Genomic DNA, 16,580 nt, shown 5'->3' with positions numbered 1-16,580 from the left:
GAGTAGGCGCGGTACGGCGCTATCGCCTAACTTAGCGTCGGTAATCTACCTCCCCCACGGGCAGTGGCTCGGGGTTTTGCATGACCCATAAGGTGGCTAGTCGGGGCAGTGTGTCGATGTCATCATCATCGGGTCGACCTTTGCGCACTGCTTTTACAGCAGCTGCGAGTTCCTCTAATTCTCTTTCCTCTAAAGAAACGCCTTGTTCACAAATATGGTTGAGGAATTTGGCCATGCGCTTGAAGTCTTTATCCCAATTGATGCCACCGTTGCCGTGGAATTCATTGGATATTCGGCCCGCAATCCGAATGGCTTCGCCTTGGAGGGATTTCGCGTTGCCCATCGCTGGAACGAGGAAATCGTAGCCTTCAATGAATTGTTCTTGCCAGGTTTCGCCAGCTAGCGAAATAGTGCTGGTGCCATCGTGCATGATTGGGGCATTGGCACGCAGTTCTTCAGGGATGTCGAAATGTTCATAAAGCCACAACAGATCTTCCGCGGCTTGATCAACAGAGTCCGGGTTATAAGCGTCCCGAATATTTTCAAATGCTGCGCCTAATCTAATGATTTTTTCTTGGGCCTCAGCAAATTCCTGCTGAGTGAGTTCTGCATCTGCAAGGAGTCGAATTGATGCCGTGCCTTCGGGGAGGAATCCAGTCTCTATCCGTCGAATAAGATTCATTAAAGGCGAGGTGCCATCGTTCGCGCGAGCATAGGGATCAGCGCCGGCGTCGATAAGCTTTTTGAGGTTTTCCGGGAAGAAAGCGGCTGCGTAGGCAACTGATTCGCCGTCATTGTTTACTGCGCAGACATCGGCGCCATGCTCAAGGAAAAAATCAGGGCCGTGATCCCAGTTTCTGGAAAACTGGTGTAGTGCTGTGTTGCCCTGTTCATCACGCACATCAACGTCCAAGCCCTGTTCAAGCAGCCACAGCCGGTATTCATCCGGAAGTGTTTGCATATGCAAAGCTGTGCCACCATTTCGGTCTACGGCATCTAGGGCGTGCTCAGTGAATACTTCCTGGAATGCATCAAAATCGCCTTCCTTGACGATCTTGTGAAAATTCCTGGGAAGCTTTTCCTTTAGCGGTCGAGCCATGACACTCCTGAGACGAAGAATTTAAAAAACAATGTTTCATCAATCCTACGATGTTTGCAGCCCACAAGGCACGACAATATTGCTTATCGACGCCTCCCTCCGCGCCCCAGTTAAAGGTCTAGGCTCTTACAGGTGAGCCTGAGAGATATTTTCGCCGATACAAGACCCTTTAAAGACCCAGCGTTTAAACGCCTCTGGTTTGGCAATATCGCCACCGTCATTGGCGCGCAACTCACCGTGGTTGCCGTGCCAGTGCAGATTTATCAGATGACTGGTTCCTCAGGATATGTGGGGCTCACTGGATTATTTGGACTTATTCCATTGATCATTTTTGGTCTTTATGGCGGGTCCATCGCGGATGCTTTTGATAAACGCATCGTGCTTATCTGCACCACCATCGGCATGTGTGTCACCACTGCCGGATTTTGGGTGCTGACCATGTTAGGTAATGAAAATATTTGGCTGCTTTTAATAAACTTCTCGCTGCAGCAAGCATTCTTTGCGGTCAATCAGCCAACGCGCACGTCAATTTTGCGCAGTATTTTACCCATCGATCAACTGGCTTCAGCAACATCTTTGAACATGCTGCTCATGCAAACCGGTGCAATCGTGGGCCCACTTCTGGCTGGTGCGTTGATTCCGCTGATCGGTTTTGGCTGGCTCTACTTCTTAGACGTTGTGTCCATCATTCCTACCTTGTGGGCGGTGTGGGCGCTGCCGTCGATCAAACCGGCGGGCAATGTAATGAAGGCTGGTTTCGCCAGTGTGGTGGATGGTCTGAAATATTTGGCGCGACAGCCGGTACTCATGATGGTGATGGTGCTGGATCTTATCGCCATGGTCTTCGGTATGCCGCGAGCGCTTTATCCTGAAATCGCAGAAGTAAATTTCGGCGGTGGCGATGCGGGTGCGACCATGTTGGCGTTTATGTACTCCTCCATGGCGTTGGGTGCAGTGCTCGGCGGAGTCTTATCTGGATGGGTGTCCAGGATTAGCCGTCAAGGTGTTGCGGTGTACTGGTGCATCATGGCGTGGGGTGGAGCTGTTGCTTTAGGTGGCGTAGCAATTGTGGTGAGCCCCGGCGAGGTAACCGTGTGGGCGTGGATGTTCATCATGATGATGGTTATTGGCGGCATGGCGGATATGTTCAGCTCTGCAGTGCGTAATGCAATCTTGCAGCAATCTGCGGCTGAGCATGTGCAGGGCAGGATCCAGGGAGTGTGGATCATCGTTGTGGTGGGCGGTCCGCGTTTGGCTGATGTCTTGCACGGTTGGGCAGCTGAACCCTTGGGCGCTGGTTGGACAGTATTATGGGGTGGCATAGCCGTCGTTGTGCTGACTGCAATTTGTATGGTGTCGGTTCCAAAATTTTGGAAATACGAGAAGCCTCGACTTATCGGCGATTAGTGTTCACCCCTGCCCAAAATACAGACAATGCGGTCTAGTTCGCGGTCTACCTATTAGACAGCGCTGTCTATCATTGGCTATTGTTTAGCTATGCCAAATCAGGCCCATTTTTCTGCGTCCTTTGCCCGCCCCTCTACCCCGGCTGCAAAGTGCATGCACCATATTCGCCTCGGTCAGCAACTCATTAGAAATGAGCTGGTCGAGGCCACAGGTCTGTCTCAACCAACTGTCACCCGCGCAGTTACTGCTTTAATGCAGGCAGGTTTAGTCCGTGAACGCCCCGATCTCACCCTTTCCTCCGGTCCTGGTCGCCCTAATATTCCACTAGAGCTTGCTCCAAGTCCATGGATTCATGCAGGTGTAGCAATCGGCACGAAGTCTTCCTATGTCGCACTTTTTGATACCAAGGGTCGTACCCTGCGCGATGCCATGCTGGACATCTCTGCGGCTGATCTTGATCCGGACACTTTTATCGAGCACCTCATTGCAGGAGTCAACCGCCTCACCACCGGACTTGATCTGCCACTGGTGGGCATCGGTGTGGCCACCTCCGGCAAAGTCACCAACGCCGGTGTTGTGACCGCAAGCAACCTGGGCTGGGATGGAGTGGATATCGCAGGCCGCCTGAACTACCAATTCAGCGTTCCGGCAACTGTCGCTTCGGCAATTCCTGCCATCGCTGCTTCAGAGCTGCAAGCGGCTCCCCTGCCACACCCAGATCAGCCAACACCAATCACGTTGACGTTCTACGCCGATGATTCCGTGGGAGCCGCCTACAGCAATGATTTAGGTGTACATGTCTTTGGACCACTCGCCACCACCGGCGGATCTGGCCTGGATACTTTAGGAATGACTGCTGAAGATGCACTGAGCACCCAAGGATTTTTGAGCCGAGTCTCAGATCAGGGAATTTTTGCCGAAAGCTTGGGCGAGCTCGTCACCATCGCTAAAGACAATGAAAAAGCTCGTGCTTTCCTTGACGATCGCGCCACACTGCTCTCACATACCGCGGCAGAAGCTGCGAAATCTATCCGACCTTCAACATTAGTCTTGTCTGGTTCAGCATTCTCAGAAGATCCGCAAGGACGCTCAGTGTTTGCTGCACAGCTGAAGAAAGACTACGACGCAGACATTGAACTCCGGTTAATCCCCACTCACCGGGAAAATGTCCGCGCAGCAGCGCGCGCAGCCGCTCTTGATCGACTACTTAATGAGCCGCTTAATCTCGTACCCTAACCTCATCTAAGGTCAGTGCTTCTGAAATAGAAGCCTGAGCTTTTGATGTTTCTACATAGCGGCCAGCGTGAGGGATAAACGACTGAGACTGGGCGTCGTCAAGCAATCTGCGGACTTTGGCCGGCACCCCGGCCGCTAACGCATTCGCCGGGATCTCTTCGCCTTCTAAAACGACGGCACCTGCGGCTATGAGCGCGCCGGCTCCGATTACGCTGCGGGAGAGCAGCGCAGATTTCATACCAACGAGCGTGCCGTTGCCCACCGTCGCGCCGTGGACGAGCGCCATGTGACCGACCGTGACATCATCGCCAAGCGTGCACGGCGCATTGCCATCGACGTGAATAACGCAATTATCCTGGACATTGGTGCGCGCGCCGATGGTGATTTTATTGACGTCACCGCGCAACACCACACCATAAAAAATAGATGCATCCGGACCGATTTCCACATCGCCAATGATAGTGGCATTGGGCGCGATCCAGGCACTTTCATGAATGCGCGGAGCCTTACCCTTGAACGGCAAAATAAGTGGTTGGGGTGTCATTTCCATCATTTCTGGAGGCTTTCTTTAAGAGCAGCTAAGCCGGTGAAATGGATTGCGTGGAGGCCTTCTTCGCGGGCTGCCTCAATATTGCGCAGGCGATCATCAATAAACGTCACATCTGCAGGATCTGCTCCAAGAGCTTCGAGCGCAATATGGAATGCCTGCGATTCCGGTTTAGCTGCTCCGATATCGCACGATAATGTTACGGCATCAAGCTGATCCAACCACTCAGAATTATGTTCCCTCACAAGCTTGGCCAGGCCCTCTGGAACATTAGATAAAATTCCGATGCGGTGGCCTTCCGACTTTAACGACAACACATAATCCACCATGTCTTGATCGCATTCATAAAGGCCTTTGTAATCAGCTGCAATAACTTCTTGAATATCCAAATATTCCAGCCCTGCCAGCAGCTTTACTTGATTCCAATAATTAAGCTCATGAACTCGGCCAGCATCAAGATCCAAACGCAGCGACTCATAAGCCGCACGCAGCTTATCATTTTTAGACGGCTCCCCCACCGCGCGCGCAACCCGCTCAAATTGCGCAGATCCATGTTCTTTAATAAGGACACCATAAAGATCAAAGAGAAAAATACGAGTCATACTCATAGAAGGCTCCTTTCGCCCGCTGAGGTAACCGCTAGTTTTAGTTCAAGCCTATGTGGATTTCCCATTGCATGTCTTGAGCTTTGTTTAACATTGAAGAATCAAAGACTGTTGAACCTTCAAGATTGCCGGGGTTAAATTCGATGTTCCTCCACCCAGATGCCCAATTTTATATCGATACCTTGCCCACGCTCAGTGCTGCGGAACAGGTAAATTTTGGCAAAGATCCTGCTGCCCCTGGGGTTGTGGCATCTCATTCAGCACTGGATACAGAGATCACTGGGGTTCCAGTGCGGGTCTATACGCCGGTTTCTGTGGCGGTGGAGGCGGCGCTGCCATGTTTGATTTATTTCCACGGCGGTGGCTGGGCTGGCGGCACCCTAGATATGATCGACGCAACTGTGCGCTCATTGGTTACTGGTTTGCCGATCATCGCCATCAGCGTGGACTACCGCCTTGCGCCCGCACACCCTTTTCCAGCAGCTATCGACGATGCGTTTGCGGTGGTCAGCGCTGTGTTGGAAGGGACATCTGGACTAGAAATTGATACTTCACGAGTAGCCATTGGCGGCGATAGTGCTGGCGGAAATCTTGCTGCAGTGACAGCGCAACAGCTGCGAGAGCATGCTGTGGCTTCTGCCATTGTTCCAGCCCTTGCTCACCAGGTGCTTATTTTTCCCGTCACCGATGTTTCCACCACAGATACGCCCAGCTATCTCCAGTTTGGCGCAGACTGTTATCTGACTAAAGAAGCAATGGAACACTACATTGAGCAATACGCAGATGGGCACGACCGTACCGACCCACGACTTTCCCCATTATTAGCTCCAGATCTAAGCGGATTGCCGCCAACTACCATTGTGTATGGCGAATGCGACGTGTTAGCCCATCAAATCCGAGCATATGGCCAAGCACTATTGGAAGCCGGAAATTCCGTCACGGTTACTGAATTCATGGGACAAATCCATGCCTTTATCAACCTGGCGGGAATTAGTTCTGATGCGCGGGCAGCACGACGCTTCATCCGCGCAGAGTTGGAAGCTGCACTTTGTTAAGTTTCTTCTTGAAGTGTTTTAGGACTCGGATTTAGCATTCACCAGGATCTGCTTCCCAAGAAATCCGCACCATCTCTTCCAACACCTGCAAATCGATATCTTCTGGTTTGTTGATATAGAGGCAGGACACACCGACCGAATACTTACCTAGTTGGTTTAGAAGTTCTTTAGATGCCGCAGTATTAGTCAGTCCATAAAGCGAGATCTTTGCTTTCCTCGGACTAAAGCCAACTTTTAAACTTTCCCCTTCTCTACCTGTGGCATAGCGATAATGAACCCGCCCAAAACCAACAATCGACGGTCCCCATAGATAAGCATCCTCGCCAGTGACTCTTGCGAAAAGATCTAATAACAACTGACCATGAGTGATTCTTCGAGGGCTTTCCAAGTTCTGGATGAAACTTTCGGGAGATACCTCAGATTGCCCAGCAACATTCTGCGGTTGAGGTTCCAGTGTTGTCCACGTTGCGGTGCGCTGTTCCGCCTCAGGGATCTCACCACCAAAACTCATGCCTGCTTCCACCAATGCTGCTTGCACACGCTCCAATGTTCTTTTGCCAATTCCAGGCACACTGGCCACCTCCGCATAATTAATGCCAGCAAGTGATTCCAGATCTTTAAACCCCGCGTTGCTCAAAGCTTTTCGCGCAGAGATGCTAACTCCCGGAATGGATTCAAAAGAAGTGCTCATGCCACTGATCTTAAAGCGCTAAGCAGTTCCATGTGCGGGGAACTTTTCCATTGGGATTTAAAGCTGATCACCATAGAATCGGCACTATGTCCACCATCGATTTTCTCCAAGCAGCCGACATCGTTGCCCCACAGCTTCTAGGGTGCACGATCACACATAATGGTGTCGGTATTCGCATTACAGAAGTGGAAGCATATTTGGACTCCACCGATGAAGCAGCCCATACCTACCGTGGGAAAACTCCTAGAAATGCTGCCATGTTTGGTCGCGGTGGACACATGTATGTCTATATTTCTTATGGAATCCACCGCGCAGGAAATATTGTGTGTGGAGAAGAAGGAACAGGTCAAGGAGTTTTATTAAGGGCTGGCGAGGTCATTTCAGGGATGTCCACCGCCCAAGAACGACGTGGCGCTGACGTTCCCTTCGCACGCCTTGCGCAAGGTCCGGGAAACTTTGGACAAGCTCTCGGTCTAGAAATCAGTAATAACCATGCTTCAGTTTTTGGCCCTTCATTTTTCCTCACGGATCGCGATACTGAGCCCAAATGGGTTTGTGGCCCTCGCATCGGCATTAGCAAAAATAAAGAAGCACCTTTAAGGTTCTGGATTCCGAATGATCCAACCGTAAGTGGGCGTCGAGGATATCCGAAGGGCTAGTTCTATGGTTTTCTTAGTAGGGCATACTCCTAGAAACGTTTTCGCCTGGATGAATACGATCATCATCATCCACTGGCCCATCCGAGATGGCATAAACCATCCACCACTCAGACACACAATCCGCCCGCCAACTATAACGCCAACTTGCGCAATTTCTTAGAGAATTCTCGTCTGAAAAGGCATCCCCAGCTGTGCTGTTAGGAATTATTTGATGTCTGCCAGACCCTCCAATTCCTCTTCAACTGGAAGAGTGACGGTGCTTCCGTCAGCCCGCTTAACAGTGAGCTCGAGGCTGCCCCCGAGAGCCGCAACATACTTCTGAATAGTAGACACTCGGGCTGAGCTCAGGTGACCGTGCTCCATCTGGGAAATCCGGTTCTGTCCTACCCCAATCTTTTTCGCCAAAGACTCTTGAGTGAGGCCAGATTCCTCGCGGAGGGTGCGGAGGCGATAGGCCTTGGCGTCGGCGTACATTCCGGCCTTGATCCGATCGATGTTTTCGCGATTACCGGGGCGACGTCGATGAAGGTCATGGGGTGAGGTCATGGAGTTCTCCTTAAAGGCTACGAGGAATCGGTTATCTGTTGTGATCAGCGGGTGGGTCAGGGTTTCTGTACAAAGGTAGCTATTAGTCACCTTTCTTGAGTTGCATAAGGTGGTGGTCAAATCGTTCATCCGCTAGGGGAATGTTCTTGCTGTACCACTTATTCCATTGACCGGTCTTGTCTCCAGCAACCAAGAAAATTGCTTGTCGGTGAGGATCGAAAGCGAATAAGATCCTGATGTTCTTAGCGAGTGATTTTTCGCGAGGCCGCAGCTCTTTCATGTTCTTGTGTCTGGATTGCGAGATGGTATCAACAAATGGACGTCCACAGGTTAGCCCCCTGCTCAGCCAGGTACTCAATAGCGGCAAGCACGGCGTCATAAACTTCGTCACTGAGCGAGTCAAGCCAATCATCAATGAAGTCGGTTCGAATTTCCCAGCTTGCCATGGCACTAGATTATCTAGCCAGAGATGATATCAGTAATAACTGATATAGCTTTAAGGTAAGCACTAATAATCAATTTAGAAAAGACCCTCGGAATGGAAAAGATATTGTCCCTCAAGAAGGGATCCAACCCCTGGAAAGTAGACGGATTCAATTAAGAGGTTGCTTTAATTCGAACCTGGCGTTATATCCTGCACTCATTACTTCCTTAGAAAACCTGGCTAGAAATTAAAACCCACTCATGAAGTACAGAACTCTCCAACAGGAATTCCACGCCACCTCATCCTCAAGCAAAACCCGCACGGAAGAGCTTTATCAGCAACGGCTCAACTCAGAAGATGCGGTTCACTACCCTTTCGCACTTCACAATGATCCTCTGTTTTATATCCTTACGCCAGAGATCCGGGAGCTCACTACAGAACTCAATACTCGCAATACTGAATTTCTGAACAGATGGAACAACCTTCCACATAAAACGGCTGAAAAAATCCTGCAGAAACTTGTCATTAACGAGGTCATCGCAACAAATGAAATCGAAGGAATTACAATTTCCGACGATGAAATTTCTGCAGCCCTGCACAACCCTCATGCTCGGTTTTCTGAAATGTTCCGCTGCTATCTCGAGCTTTCCCACAGTACAGCCGAACTGCCTGCCACTCCCTCTGATCTCCGCGAACTCTTTGACACCCTCATGGTCGGCCAACTAAATCCTGACCAAGAACTAGATGGTGAGTTTTTCCGAAAAGAGCCTGTCCGAATTGTCGATGGTAATCACAAAACTGTTCATTCCGGTTTTTACCCTGAATCTAAAATCATCGATGGCATTCAGAAAACCCTCGATCTCTTCTCCGAAGAAGATCTTGCAACCATCATGATCTCGCATTTCATGTTTGAAACGGTTCATCCTTTTTATGATGGCAATGGCAGAGTTGGGAGGTATCTCTTAAGCGTGCAGCTTGGCAAAGTCTTGTCCCCCGCTGTCGCACTCATACTTTCCGCTGAAATTAATCGCAATGTGGGCAAGTATTACAAAGCCTTTCAAACTGTTGAACACCCGCTCAATCGAAGCGATAGCACTCCTTTTGTTATTGCCATGTTGGAAATTCTGCGCGCAGGCCAGCAAGAGTTATCGCACTTAATCGAGAAACATCGCTAAACGGTGAATCAAATCCGAATTTATTTATTCTGAGCTGCTCAGCACATCTATACTCATGCCCATGTCAGGCATTGATGCACAGAAAATTCGCACCCGTCATTTCCATGAGGCTAAAGCTAATGGGCAGAAAATTTCGGTTCTTACCAGCTATGATGCGCTGTCGGCGCGCATTTTTGATGAGGCCGGAATCGATATGCTCCTTGTTGGTGATTCCGCTGCCAATGTTGTCTTAGGCCGCGATACCACCTTGTCAATCACCCTGGATGAGATGATCGTGCTGGCCAAGGCGGTCACTATTTCTACGAAGCGTGCGCTTGTGGTGGTGGATTTGCCGTTTGGTACTTATGAGGTGAGTCCGCAGCAAGCGGTGGAGTCTGCGATTCGTGTCATGCGTGAGACGGGTGCTGCCGCGGTGAAAATTGAGGGTGGCGTGGAGATGGCCGGTACGATTCGTCGCATTGTTGATGCTGGTATCCCGGTTGTTGGCCACATTGGCTATACTCCGCAGTCTGAGCATTCACTTGGTGGTCATGTGATTCAGGGCCGTGGCGCGAGTTCCGGAAAGCTCATCGCGGATGCCCGCGCGGTGCAGCAGGCAGGCGCTTTTGCGGTTGTGTTGGAGATGGTTCCAGCTGATGCGGCGCGTGAAGTTACACAGGATTTGAGCATTATAACTATCGGAATCGGTGCCGGAGATGGCACCGATGGACAGGTTTTGGTGTGGCAAGATGCCTTCGGGCTTAATCGCGGTAAGAAGCCACGGTTCGTCCGCGAGTACGCCACCTTGGGCGATTCCTTGCATGCCGCCGCGCAGGCATATATCGCCGATATCCATGCAGGCACCTTCCCAGGCGAAGCGGAGTCCTTTTAATGCAGGTAGCAACCACCAAGCAGGCGCTTATCGACGCCCTCCTCCACACCAACTCCATCGGGCTGGTCCCCACAATGGGTGCACTGCACAGCGGCCATGCCTCTTTGGTTCACGCTGCCCGCGCGGAAAACGACATTGTTGTAGCTAGTATTTTTGTTAACCCGCTGCAATTTGAAGCGCTGGGCGATTGCGATGATTACCGCAATTATCCCCGCCAACTCGATGCTGATCTTACCCTTTTGAAAGATGCTGGCGTGGATATTGTCTTCGCGCCAAGTGTGGAAGAAATGTATCCCGGTGGATTGCCTTTAGTATGGGCACGAACTGGATCAATTGGCTCAAAATTAGAAGGAGCCAGCAGGCCTGGTCACTTTGATGGTGTGGCAACCGTGGTGACAAAACTGTTCAATTTGGTGCGCCCTGATCGTGCCTATTTTGGGCAAAAAGATGCGCAACAAGTAGCGGTTATCCGGCGCTTGGTTGCAGATCTTGATATCCCCGTAGAGATCCGTCCAGTACCAATTATTCGCGGTGCCGATGGGTTGGCTGAATCTAGCCGAAACCAGCGTTTGTCGGATGAGCAGCGAGCTCAAGCTCTGGTGTTGCCTCGTGTGTTGGTGGAGTTGCAGCGTCGACAAGCAGCAGGTGAAGCACTGGATATCGATGGTGCCCGCACCACTTTGGCCAGCACCGATGGCGTGGTTTTGGATCACCTAGAAATTGTCGATCCCGCAACCTTAGAGCCTTTAGAAATTAACGGCGCCCTGACCCAGCCAGCGTTGGTGGTGGCTGCGATCTTCGTAGGACCAGTCCGGCTGATCGACAATATCGAGCTCTAGGAATTTGTAGCAAACCACCCCTCGGTGGCTTCACGCAACGTTGCATAACGCGCACCCAATTCAGTATTTTTGGGTGCGCTTTGTGCTTGCGCGCCTGGAACCAACCACTGTGGTGGAGTTGCCTCACCAGACAATGCCCACGCCGCCTGCCGAGCAGCACCCAAAGCAACATATTCTGCAGGTTCCGGAACCATAATCTCGTGTCCGAAGATTTCAGGTGCGATTTCACGAACCGCTTTCGAACGTCCACCGCCGCCAATGAGCTGGATCCTTTTCACCGGAACACCCGTCGCCTGCACCAAAGCATCAACTGCATCTCCCAGCGACCACAACAGCCCTTCAACAGTGGCCCGGGCAAAGTCTTCCCTGCTCGTCGCACTAGTCAACCCAGCCAACACACCCCGAGCTTCCGGGCGATTCGGGGTGCGTTCGCCATCTAGATACGGCTGCAGAATCACGCCACCTGAACCTGGTTGCGCAGCCAACGCCAGAGCATCAAATTCATCCCACTCCACGCCGAGAATACGTCGACCAAATTCCAATACCGGTGCACCATTAAGCGTGCAGGCCAAAGGGAAATACGCACCGGTAGCATCGGCAAATCCACTCACCAGACCAGAAGGATCATGGACACTATGCGCAACAGTCATACCAGCCACCCCAGAGGTACCGATTGATACGCTAACATCGCCTTCTTGCAGGTCCAAGCCCAAAGCAGCAGCCGCATTATCGCCAGTTCCCGCAGCAACTTTCACACCATGCGCGGTGGTTCCTGCAAGAGCATGAGGAGCCAAGATCTCCGGGAGTACGATCTCATGGCCTAACGCCAAAGTGGCCAAATCAGGACGCCACGCACGATCACGAGTGCTGTAATACCCAGTTCCGGAAGCATCACCATGATCTGTAACCTTGCGCCCACGACCCAATAAATGCCAGGTGAGGAAATCATGTGGCAACATCACCGATGCCGTGCGCGCTGCATTATCTGGCTCATGATCACGCATCCAGCGCATTTTAGTAGCCGTCAAAGATGCCACATACGCACTGCCAGTAGCCTCAACTGCAGCGTGTTCCCCACCGATTTCTGCGTTGAGATCCCGCGCAGCTTGGGCAGAACGAGTGTCATTCCACAACAACGCTGGGCGCACAATTTCATCATTGCTATCCAAAGCCACCATGCCATGTTGCTGACCAGCAATCGAGACAGCGTCAGCGCGTTCCAACAAACCTGCAGTGGCTTTTTCCAAGGCATCAATCCACGCCTGCGGATCTACCTCTGTGCCACTTGGGTGGCTCGCGCGGCCCTCGTCGATGACTTGGCCGCTGGCGGCGTCGACAAGCACAGCCTTGCAAGATTGGGTGGAACTATCGATTCCAAGAACCAGAGCCATCTTAAGAATCCTCTCCCGTAGGGGTATCCATAATTTCTTCACCATTGTGGTCAATCACATGAATTTGCGCGCGGGAATTACGCAACAAATCCCGCTGCTCACGGCTGCACTGCTGATCAACGATGATGTGATCGAACTCGTCCACAGACGCAACCTTAAACACACCCGCAGACCCAAACTTACTGGAATCCACCACCAGCACACGCACACTACCGATCCCGATCAAAGCACGCTTAGTATCCGCGGCTTCCATATCCGGATGGAACAACGAAGGAATATGCCCCGTTGCACGCACCGCCGTTGTAGACACAAAAGAAATATCCGCAGACAACTCAGCTAACTGCGCTGACGTGGACTTACCCAAAAAAGAATCCGTCTCTGGGAAATACAATCCAGCACACGCAATCAAACGAATATCGCTCATCCCGGTGCGGGTGCGATGATCTGCCATCGTCTTCAAAGAATGCGTAATCAACGCAGATGGGGAACACTGCGGAAGCTTTTCCACCAAAGATTCCAAGGTGGTGGAATCATCGATCGCCACCACAGCACCTTCCGGAATCAGCCGTGCAGCCGCAGCACACAATGCTTCCTTGGTGGTGCGGTGCAAATGCCGGCGCTGCCCCACCGCGAGTTCGCTCATCGACGGCGACACCGAGCGTGCCCCTCCGCGGATACGCTCCACCAAATTGTCCGCAGCTAATGCCTCTAGATCACGGTGGATCGTCATTGCGCTGACTTCGAATAGTTCTGCCAAAGCCTCAACACGGGCAGATCCGTGGCGAGTTATATAAGAAACAATGCGTTCATGACGCTTTTCTTGTGAGGTGGCGGGGATTACGTGGGCCATGTGAAAAAACTACCACGCCGATGTTGTTAGAACCAGCATTTTCTAACATTTTTGTGTTAGGTCTTGCTTTTTTATAACATTATGGCGTTAGATTGTTGTTAGTTTCACGTGATGCAGACCACTGAGAGGTCATGGAATGTGAGAATCTCGCGGTTTTTGCACTGGATTCAACAAAATTTTCAGGCCTTATCGTCAAACTCAACACTTCTAACAAAGGTGAACACATGTCAGTACAAAACAACGGGCTGCTGGAACGCCTCGGCATTCCCAGACCATTGATTTTCGGATTCATCGGCCTCACCATTTTCATGATCGGCGATGGCGTAGAAACCAATATCCTCGAACCTTTTCTCAGTTCTGAGCACGGTTTCAGCGTCTCGCTCGCAGGTACTCTGGTTACTGTTTATGGCGTAGCCGTTGCCATCGCAGCATTCTTCGCAGCAGCACTGTCCGACCTGTGGGGTCCACGAAAAGTAATGATCCTCGGCGCCGCCATCTGGATTATTTTTGAACTTATTTTCCTCACCGTAGCGCTCACCACAGAACACACGTGGTTAATTTTCCTCACCTATGGCCTACGTGGATTTGGTTATCCATTCTTTGCATACGGCTTCCTCGTCTGGATCACCGCCACAGCCTCCCCGAAACAATTGGGCACTGGCGTGGGCTGGTTCTACGTAGCATTTTCCGCAGGTCTGCCCACCTTGGGCGCCTTGGTTGCGACCATTTCCATGCAGTATGTGAACTTAAGCTTCTATGAAACCCTCTGGGTATCACTTGCCCTGGTCATCATCGGATCCTTCATCGCACTGCTCGGTGTCAAAGAACGTCGCGGACGCCACCCACTGGTGGCTAATTCCACTGACGTCAAACAAACACTGGGCCAAGGTTTCAAACTACTGCGCAATGATCGCCGTGCACGATTTGTCACCTATATCCGCACCATCAACTCCATCCCCACCTACGCGATGGCCGTATTCTTCCCATCATTTTTCACCGATGATCTGAAATGGCAACTGAGCTGGTTCCTCATCCTCACCACCGTGATCTACGCCGTGAACCTCCCCTTCAACCCTTTCTTCGGCAGCTTCGGCGACCGCCACGGCTGGGCACGCACCGTGTTCTGGGGCGGATCCATCGGCGGCGCTATTACCCTTGGCCTGGTCTACTTCATTCCACTACTCGGCGTACAAGCTGGTATTTCTGACAGCATCCTCTTCGGCATCACCATCGGAGTAGGCGCACTCTTTGGTGTCACACTTGCAGGATTCGTCCCACTATCTGCAATCGCGATCTCCCTTGATCCAAAACACCCAGGTGCAGCAATGGCCACTTACAACTTAGGCGTTGGTGGCGCCGTTGCCGTCGGACCACTGCTCGTAGCAGTGTTCCACCCACTAATCGGCCCAACCGGACTCATCCTGGTCATGATAGCCCTGTACTTGCTCTCTGGATGGATGACGCTCCAACTACGCGGCACCCAACCCGGATTCGACGGTGTGCCCGCACTTGCAGAAGACGCACAAATCGAAGATCTCGCACAGGTAAATACAGATTCTACTGAGGTAGCGGCTGATTCCACTGCGGATATTTCTACAGATATTTCTGCGGATTTTTCCGCCCGCTCCTAATAATTTTTTAAGACGCCCGACCACTAAAAGGACGCTTTTTATGAATGCTCCACTCCAGCTCAACACTGCTAATCTGCGCAATATCGCCTCAGCTTCTGAAGTTAAAATCCCTCGATACAGTCGCGCTGATGTCACTCCAGGCATTGTCCACTTCGGCGTTGGTGGTTTCCACCGCGCACACCAAGCCATGTATCTAGATGCCTTGATGAACGAAGGAAAAGCTCTTGATTGGGGCATCATCGGCATGGGTGTTATGCCTTCCGATGTCCGGATGCGCGATGCGCTGGCCAGTCAGGATCACCTCTACACGCTGAGCACCAAAGCGCCAGATGGAACGCTTGATCAAAAAATCATTGGCTCCATCATCGACTATGTTTTCGCCCCAGATGATCCCACCCATGCAGTGGATATCCTGGCGCAAGATGCCATCAAAATTGTGTCCCTCACTGTCACTGAAGGCGGTTACAATATTGATCCCGCCACAGAAGATTTCGATCACGCCAATCCACGCATAGAAGCAGACCGCACCGCACTGCAGTCTGGCAATATCTCCTCCCTCCAGACATTCTTTGGATTAATCGCTGCTGCTTTAATGGCCCGAAAAGCAGCAGATGCTGCACCTTTTACCATCATGAGCTGCGATAATATCCAAGGCAATGGCGATCTAGCGAAGAGATTCTTCCTTGCTTTTGCGCATTCAGTGTCTGCAGAGCTCGGCAACTGGGTAGAAAACAATGTAGCGTTCCCCAACTCCATGGTTGACCGCATCACGCCAGAAACCACCGATGCAGACCGAAACGATATTAAAGAAATCGGCTATGTGGATGCCTGGCCTGTTGTCTCAGAAGACTTCACACAATGGGTGCTAGAAGATTCCTTCACGCAAGGACGACCAGCATTTGAAGAAGTTGGCGTGCAGGTGGTCTCTGATGTGGAGCCCTACGAGCTGATGAAACTTCGTCTTCTCAATGCTTCCCACCAGGGATTGTGCTATTTCGGGCATTTGGCTGGACACCACATGGTGCACGATGTCATGGCGGATTCCCGCTTCCAAGATTTCCTCCTTGCCTATATGGAACGCGAAGCTACTCCAACGCTCAAACCACTTCCGGGTGTTGATGTAGATGCTTACCGTCACCAGCTCATCGCACGTTTCGGCAATGCGGCAGTCAAAGATACTGTGCCTCGTTTATGTGCTGAATCTTCTGATCGCATCCCAAAGTGGTTGCTTCCAGTTGTGCGTGAAAACCTCACTGCAGGTCGAGATGTCACACTATCTGCTGCGATCGTGGCATCCTGGGCACGGTATGCCGAAGGCACTGACGAACAAGGAAATCCCATCAAGGTTGTCGATCGACTCAGCGAAAGAATTCAAGAAAACGCTGCCACCAACCGCACTGATATTTTGTCATTCATACGTGACCGTGGCATCTTCGGAGACCTTATTGATGCGGCACCTTTCACCAAGGCGTATGCGGATACTCTCACCTCACTACATGAGCAGGGTGCCGAAGCAACCCTCGATTCCCTGCTTTCACAGGTGACTGTCTAAAA

At 51.5% G+C, this 16,580-nt stretch carries 16 protein-coding genes and 1 pseudogene; 9 read left to right on the top strand and 8 right to left on the bottom strand.

The window, feature by feature from the left end:
* Positions 1-31 precede the first annotated feature (31 nt).
* Entirely contained in the window at positions 32-1,099 is a 1,068-nt protein-coding gene (locus ccrud_RS00690; RefSeq protein WP_066563458.1) for an ankyrin repeat domain-containing protein, read from the bottom strand.
* Between the two features lie 132 nt (positions 1,100-1,231).
* Between ccrud_RS00690 and ccrud_RS00685 the strand changes: the two genes are divergently transcribed.
* Positions 1,232-2,506 (top strand): MFS transporter, encoded by a 1,275-nt coding sequence (locus tag ccrud_RS00685; protein ID WP_066563455.1) that lies wholly within the window; start codon positions 1,232-1,234, stop codon positions 2,504-2,506.
* A gap of 90 nt (positions 2,507-2,596) precedes the next feature.
* Positions 2,597-3,742: a winged helix-turn-helix domain-containing protein gene (locus ccrud_RS00680; protein ID WP_066563446.1), complete on the top strand. Its 1,146-nt coding sequence runs from the start codon at positions 2,597-2,599 to the stop codon at positions 3,740-3,742.
* On the opposite strand, the gene ccrud_RS00675 is transcribed toward ccrud_RS00680, so the two are convergent.
* Both ccrud_RS00675 and ccrud_RS00670 read right to left on the bottom strand, forming a co-directional pair.
* The gene (locus tag ccrud_RS00675; protein ID WP_066569306.1) at positions 3,726-4,286 is read right to left on the bottom strand and encodes a gamma carbonic anhydrase family protein; all 561 of its coding nucleotides are present in this window, start codon (positions 4,284-4,286) and stop codon (positions 3,726-3,728) included. The two genes, ccrud_RS00680 and ccrud_RS00675, sit on opposite strands and share 17 nt — an antisense overlap.
* A 5-nt stretch (positions 4,287-4,291) precedes the next feature.
* Positions 4,292-4,897: an HAD family hydrolase gene (locus ccrud_RS00670; protein ID WP_066563441.1), complete on the bottom strand. Its 606-nt coding sequence runs from the start codon at positions 4,895-4,897 to the stop codon at positions 4,292-4,294.
* 140 nt (positions 4,898-5,037) lie between these two features.
* Between ccrud_RS00670 and ccrud_RS00665 the strand changes: the two genes are divergently transcribed.
* Complete coding sequence (locus ccrud_RS00665) at positions 5,038-5,949, top strand: alpha/beta hydrolase (protein WP_066563439.1); 912 nt, start codon at positions 5,038-5,040, stop codon at positions 5,947-5,949.
* 31 nt (positions 5,950-5,980) lie between these two features.
* On the opposite strand, the gene ccrud_RS00660 is transcribed toward ccrud_RS00665, so the two are convergent.
* Entirely contained in the window at positions 5,981-6,640 is a 660-nt protein-coding gene (locus tag ccrud_RS00660; RefSeq protein ID WP_066563437.1) for a DUF1801 domain-containing protein, read from the bottom strand.
* 86 nt (positions 6,641-6,726) lie between these two features.
* On the opposite strand from ccrud_RS00660, the gene ccrud_RS00655 reads away from it, so the two are divergent.
* On the top strand, positions 6,727-7,299 hold the full coding sequence (locus tag ccrud_RS00655) for a DNA-3-methyladenine glycosylase (RefSeq protein ID WP_066563433.1): 573 nt from the start codon (positions 6,727-6,729) through the stop codon (positions 7,297-7,299).
* Between the two features lie 204 nt (positions 7,300-7,503).
* Here the strand turns inward: ccrud_RS00655 and ccrud_RS00650 are convergent, their stop codons facing one another.
* Together ccrud_RS00650 and ccrud_RS00645 are read right to left on the bottom strand one after the other, a co-directional pair.
* Entirely contained in the window at positions 7,504-7,845 is a 342-nt protein-coding gene (locus ccrud_RS00650; protein ID WP_066563430.1) for a helix-turn-helix domain-containing protein, read from the bottom strand.
* An 82-nt stretch (positions 7,846-7,927) separates the two neighbouring features.
* Positions 7,928-8,291: pseudogene (locus ccrud_RS00645) on the bottom strand (type II toxin-antitoxin system RelE/ParE family toxin).
* Positions 8,292-8,529: 238 nt separating this feature from the next.
* Between ccrud_RS00645 and ccrud_RS00640 the strand changes: the two are divergent.
* From ccrud_RS00640 to panC, 3 genes are all read left to right on the top strand, one after another.
* The gene (locus ccrud_RS00640) at positions 8,530-9,444 is read left to right on the top strand and encodes a Fic family protein (protein WP_066563429.1); all 915 of its coding nucleotides are present in this window, start codon (positions 8,530-8,532) and stop codon (positions 9,442-9,444) included.
* A 61-nt stretch (positions 9,445-9,505) separates the two neighbouring features.
* On the top strand, positions 9,506-10,315 hold the full coding sequence (panB, locus tag ccrud_RS00635) for a 3-methyl-2-oxobutanoate hydroxymethyltransferase (protein ID WP_066569303.1): 810 nt from the start codon (positions 9,506-9,508) through the stop codon (positions 10,313-10,315).
* Positions 10,315-11,154 (top strand): pantoate--beta-alanine ligase, encoded by an 840-nt coding sequence (gene panC, locus ccrud_RS00630; protein WP_066563427.1) that lies wholly within the window; start codon positions 10,315-10,317, stop codon positions 11,152-11,154. Before panB ends, panC begins: the two co-directional genes overlap by 1 nt.
* Here the strand turns inward: panC and xylB are convergent.
* On the bottom strand, positions 11,151-12,545 hold the full coding sequence (gene xylB, locus ccrud_RS00625; protein WP_066563425.1) for a xylulokinase: 1,395 nt from the start codon (positions 12,543-12,545) through the stop codon (positions 11,151-11,153). The genes panC and xylB overlap by 4 nt on opposite strands.
* 1 nt (position 12,546) lies before the next feature.
* Positions 12,547-13,395 carry a DeoR/GlpR family DNA-binding transcription regulator gene (locus ccrud_RS00620; RefSeq protein WP_066563423.1) on the bottom strand — a complete coding sequence of 283 codons (849 nt, stop codon included), beginning with the start codon at positions 13,393-13,395 and terminating at the stop codon, positions 12,547-12,549.
* Positions 13,396-13,619: 224 nt separating this feature from the next.
* On the opposite strand from ccrud_RS00620, the gene ccrud_RS00615 reads away from it, so the two are divergent.
* Entirely contained in the window at positions 13,620-15,026 is a 1,407-nt protein-coding gene (locus ccrud_RS00615; RefSeq protein WP_245670310.1) for an RbtT/DalT/CsbX family MFS transporter, read from the top strand.
* Positions 15,027-15,066: 40 nt separating this feature from the next.
* Positions 15,067-16,578 carry a mannitol dehydrogenase family protein gene (locus ccrud_RS00610; RefSeq protein ID WP_066563420.1) on the top strand — a complete coding sequence of 504 codons (1,512 nt, stop codon included), beginning with the start codon at positions 15,067-15,069 and terminating at the stop codon, positions 16,576-16,578.
* The last annotated feature ends 2 nt before the right edge of the window (positions 16,579-16,580 follow it).

The sequence above is a fragment of the Corynebacterium crudilactis genome (assembly GCF_001643015.1).
In the GTDB taxonomy this organism is placed as follows: domain Bacteria; phylum Actinomycetota; class Actinomycetes; order Mycobacteriales; family Mycobacteriaceae; genus Corynebacterium; species Corynebacterium crudilactis.
This window is presented reverse-complemented; position numbering and strand designations above follow the sequence as displayed.

Coding starts and splice junctions, on each gene's coding strand:
- ccrud_RS00690 (WP_066563458.1), bottom strand. CDS start 1,099: ATGGCTCGACCGCTAAAGGAAAAGCTTCCCAGGAATTTTCACAAGATC.
- ccrud_RS00665 (WP_066563439.1), top strand. CDS start 5,038: ATGTTCCTCCACCCAGATGCCCAATTTTATATCGATACCTTGCCCACG.
- xylB (WP_066563425.1), bottom strand. CDS start 12,545: ATGGCTCTGGTTCTTGGAATCGATAGTTCCACCCAATCTTGCAAGGCT.
- ccrud_RS00675 (WP_066569306.1), bottom strand. CDS start 4,286: ATGACACCCCAACCACTTATTTTGCCGTTCAAGGGTAAGGCTCCGCGC.
- ccrud_RS00660 (WP_066563437.1), bottom strand. CDS start 6,640: ATGAGCACTTCTTTTGAATCCATTCCGGGAGTTAGCATCTCTGCGCGA.
- ccrud_RS00640 (WP_066563429.1), top strand. CDS start 8,530: ATGAAGTACAGAACTCTCCAACAGGAATTCCACGCCACCTCATCCTCA.
- ccrud_RS00615 (WP_245670310.1), top strand. CDS start 13,620: ATGTCAGTACAAAACAACGGGCTGCTGGAACGCCTCGGCATTCCCAGA.
- ccrud_RS00680 (WP_066563446.1), top strand. CDS start 2,597: ATGCCAAATCAGGCCCATTTTTCTGCGTCCTTTGCCCGCCCCTCTACC.
- ccrud_RS00650 (WP_066563430.1), bottom strand. CDS start 7,845: ATGACCTCACCCCATGACCTTCATCGACGTCGCCCCGGTAATCGCGAA.
- ccrud_RS00655 (WP_066563433.1), top strand. CDS start 6,727: ATGTCCACCATCGATTTTCTCCAAGCAGCCGACATCGTTGCCCCACAG.
- ccrud_RS00620 (WP_066563423.1), bottom strand. CDS start 13,395: ATGGCCCACGTAATCCCCGCCACCTCACAAGAAAAGCGTCATGAACGC.
- panC (WP_066563427.1), top strand. CDS start 10,315: ATGCAGGTAGCAACCACCAAGCAGGCGCTTATCGACGCCCTCCTCCAC.
- ccrud_RS00670 (WP_066563441.1), bottom strand. CDS start 4,897: ATGAGTATGACTCGTATTTTTCTCTTTGATCTTTATGGTGTCCTTATT.
- panB (WP_066569303.1), top strand. CDS start 9,506: ATGTCAGGCATTGATGCACAGAAAATTCGCACCCGTCATTTCCATGAG.
- ccrud_RS00610 (WP_066563420.1), top strand. CDS start 15,067: ATGAATGCTCCACTCCAGCTCAACACTGCTAATCTGCGCAATATCGCC.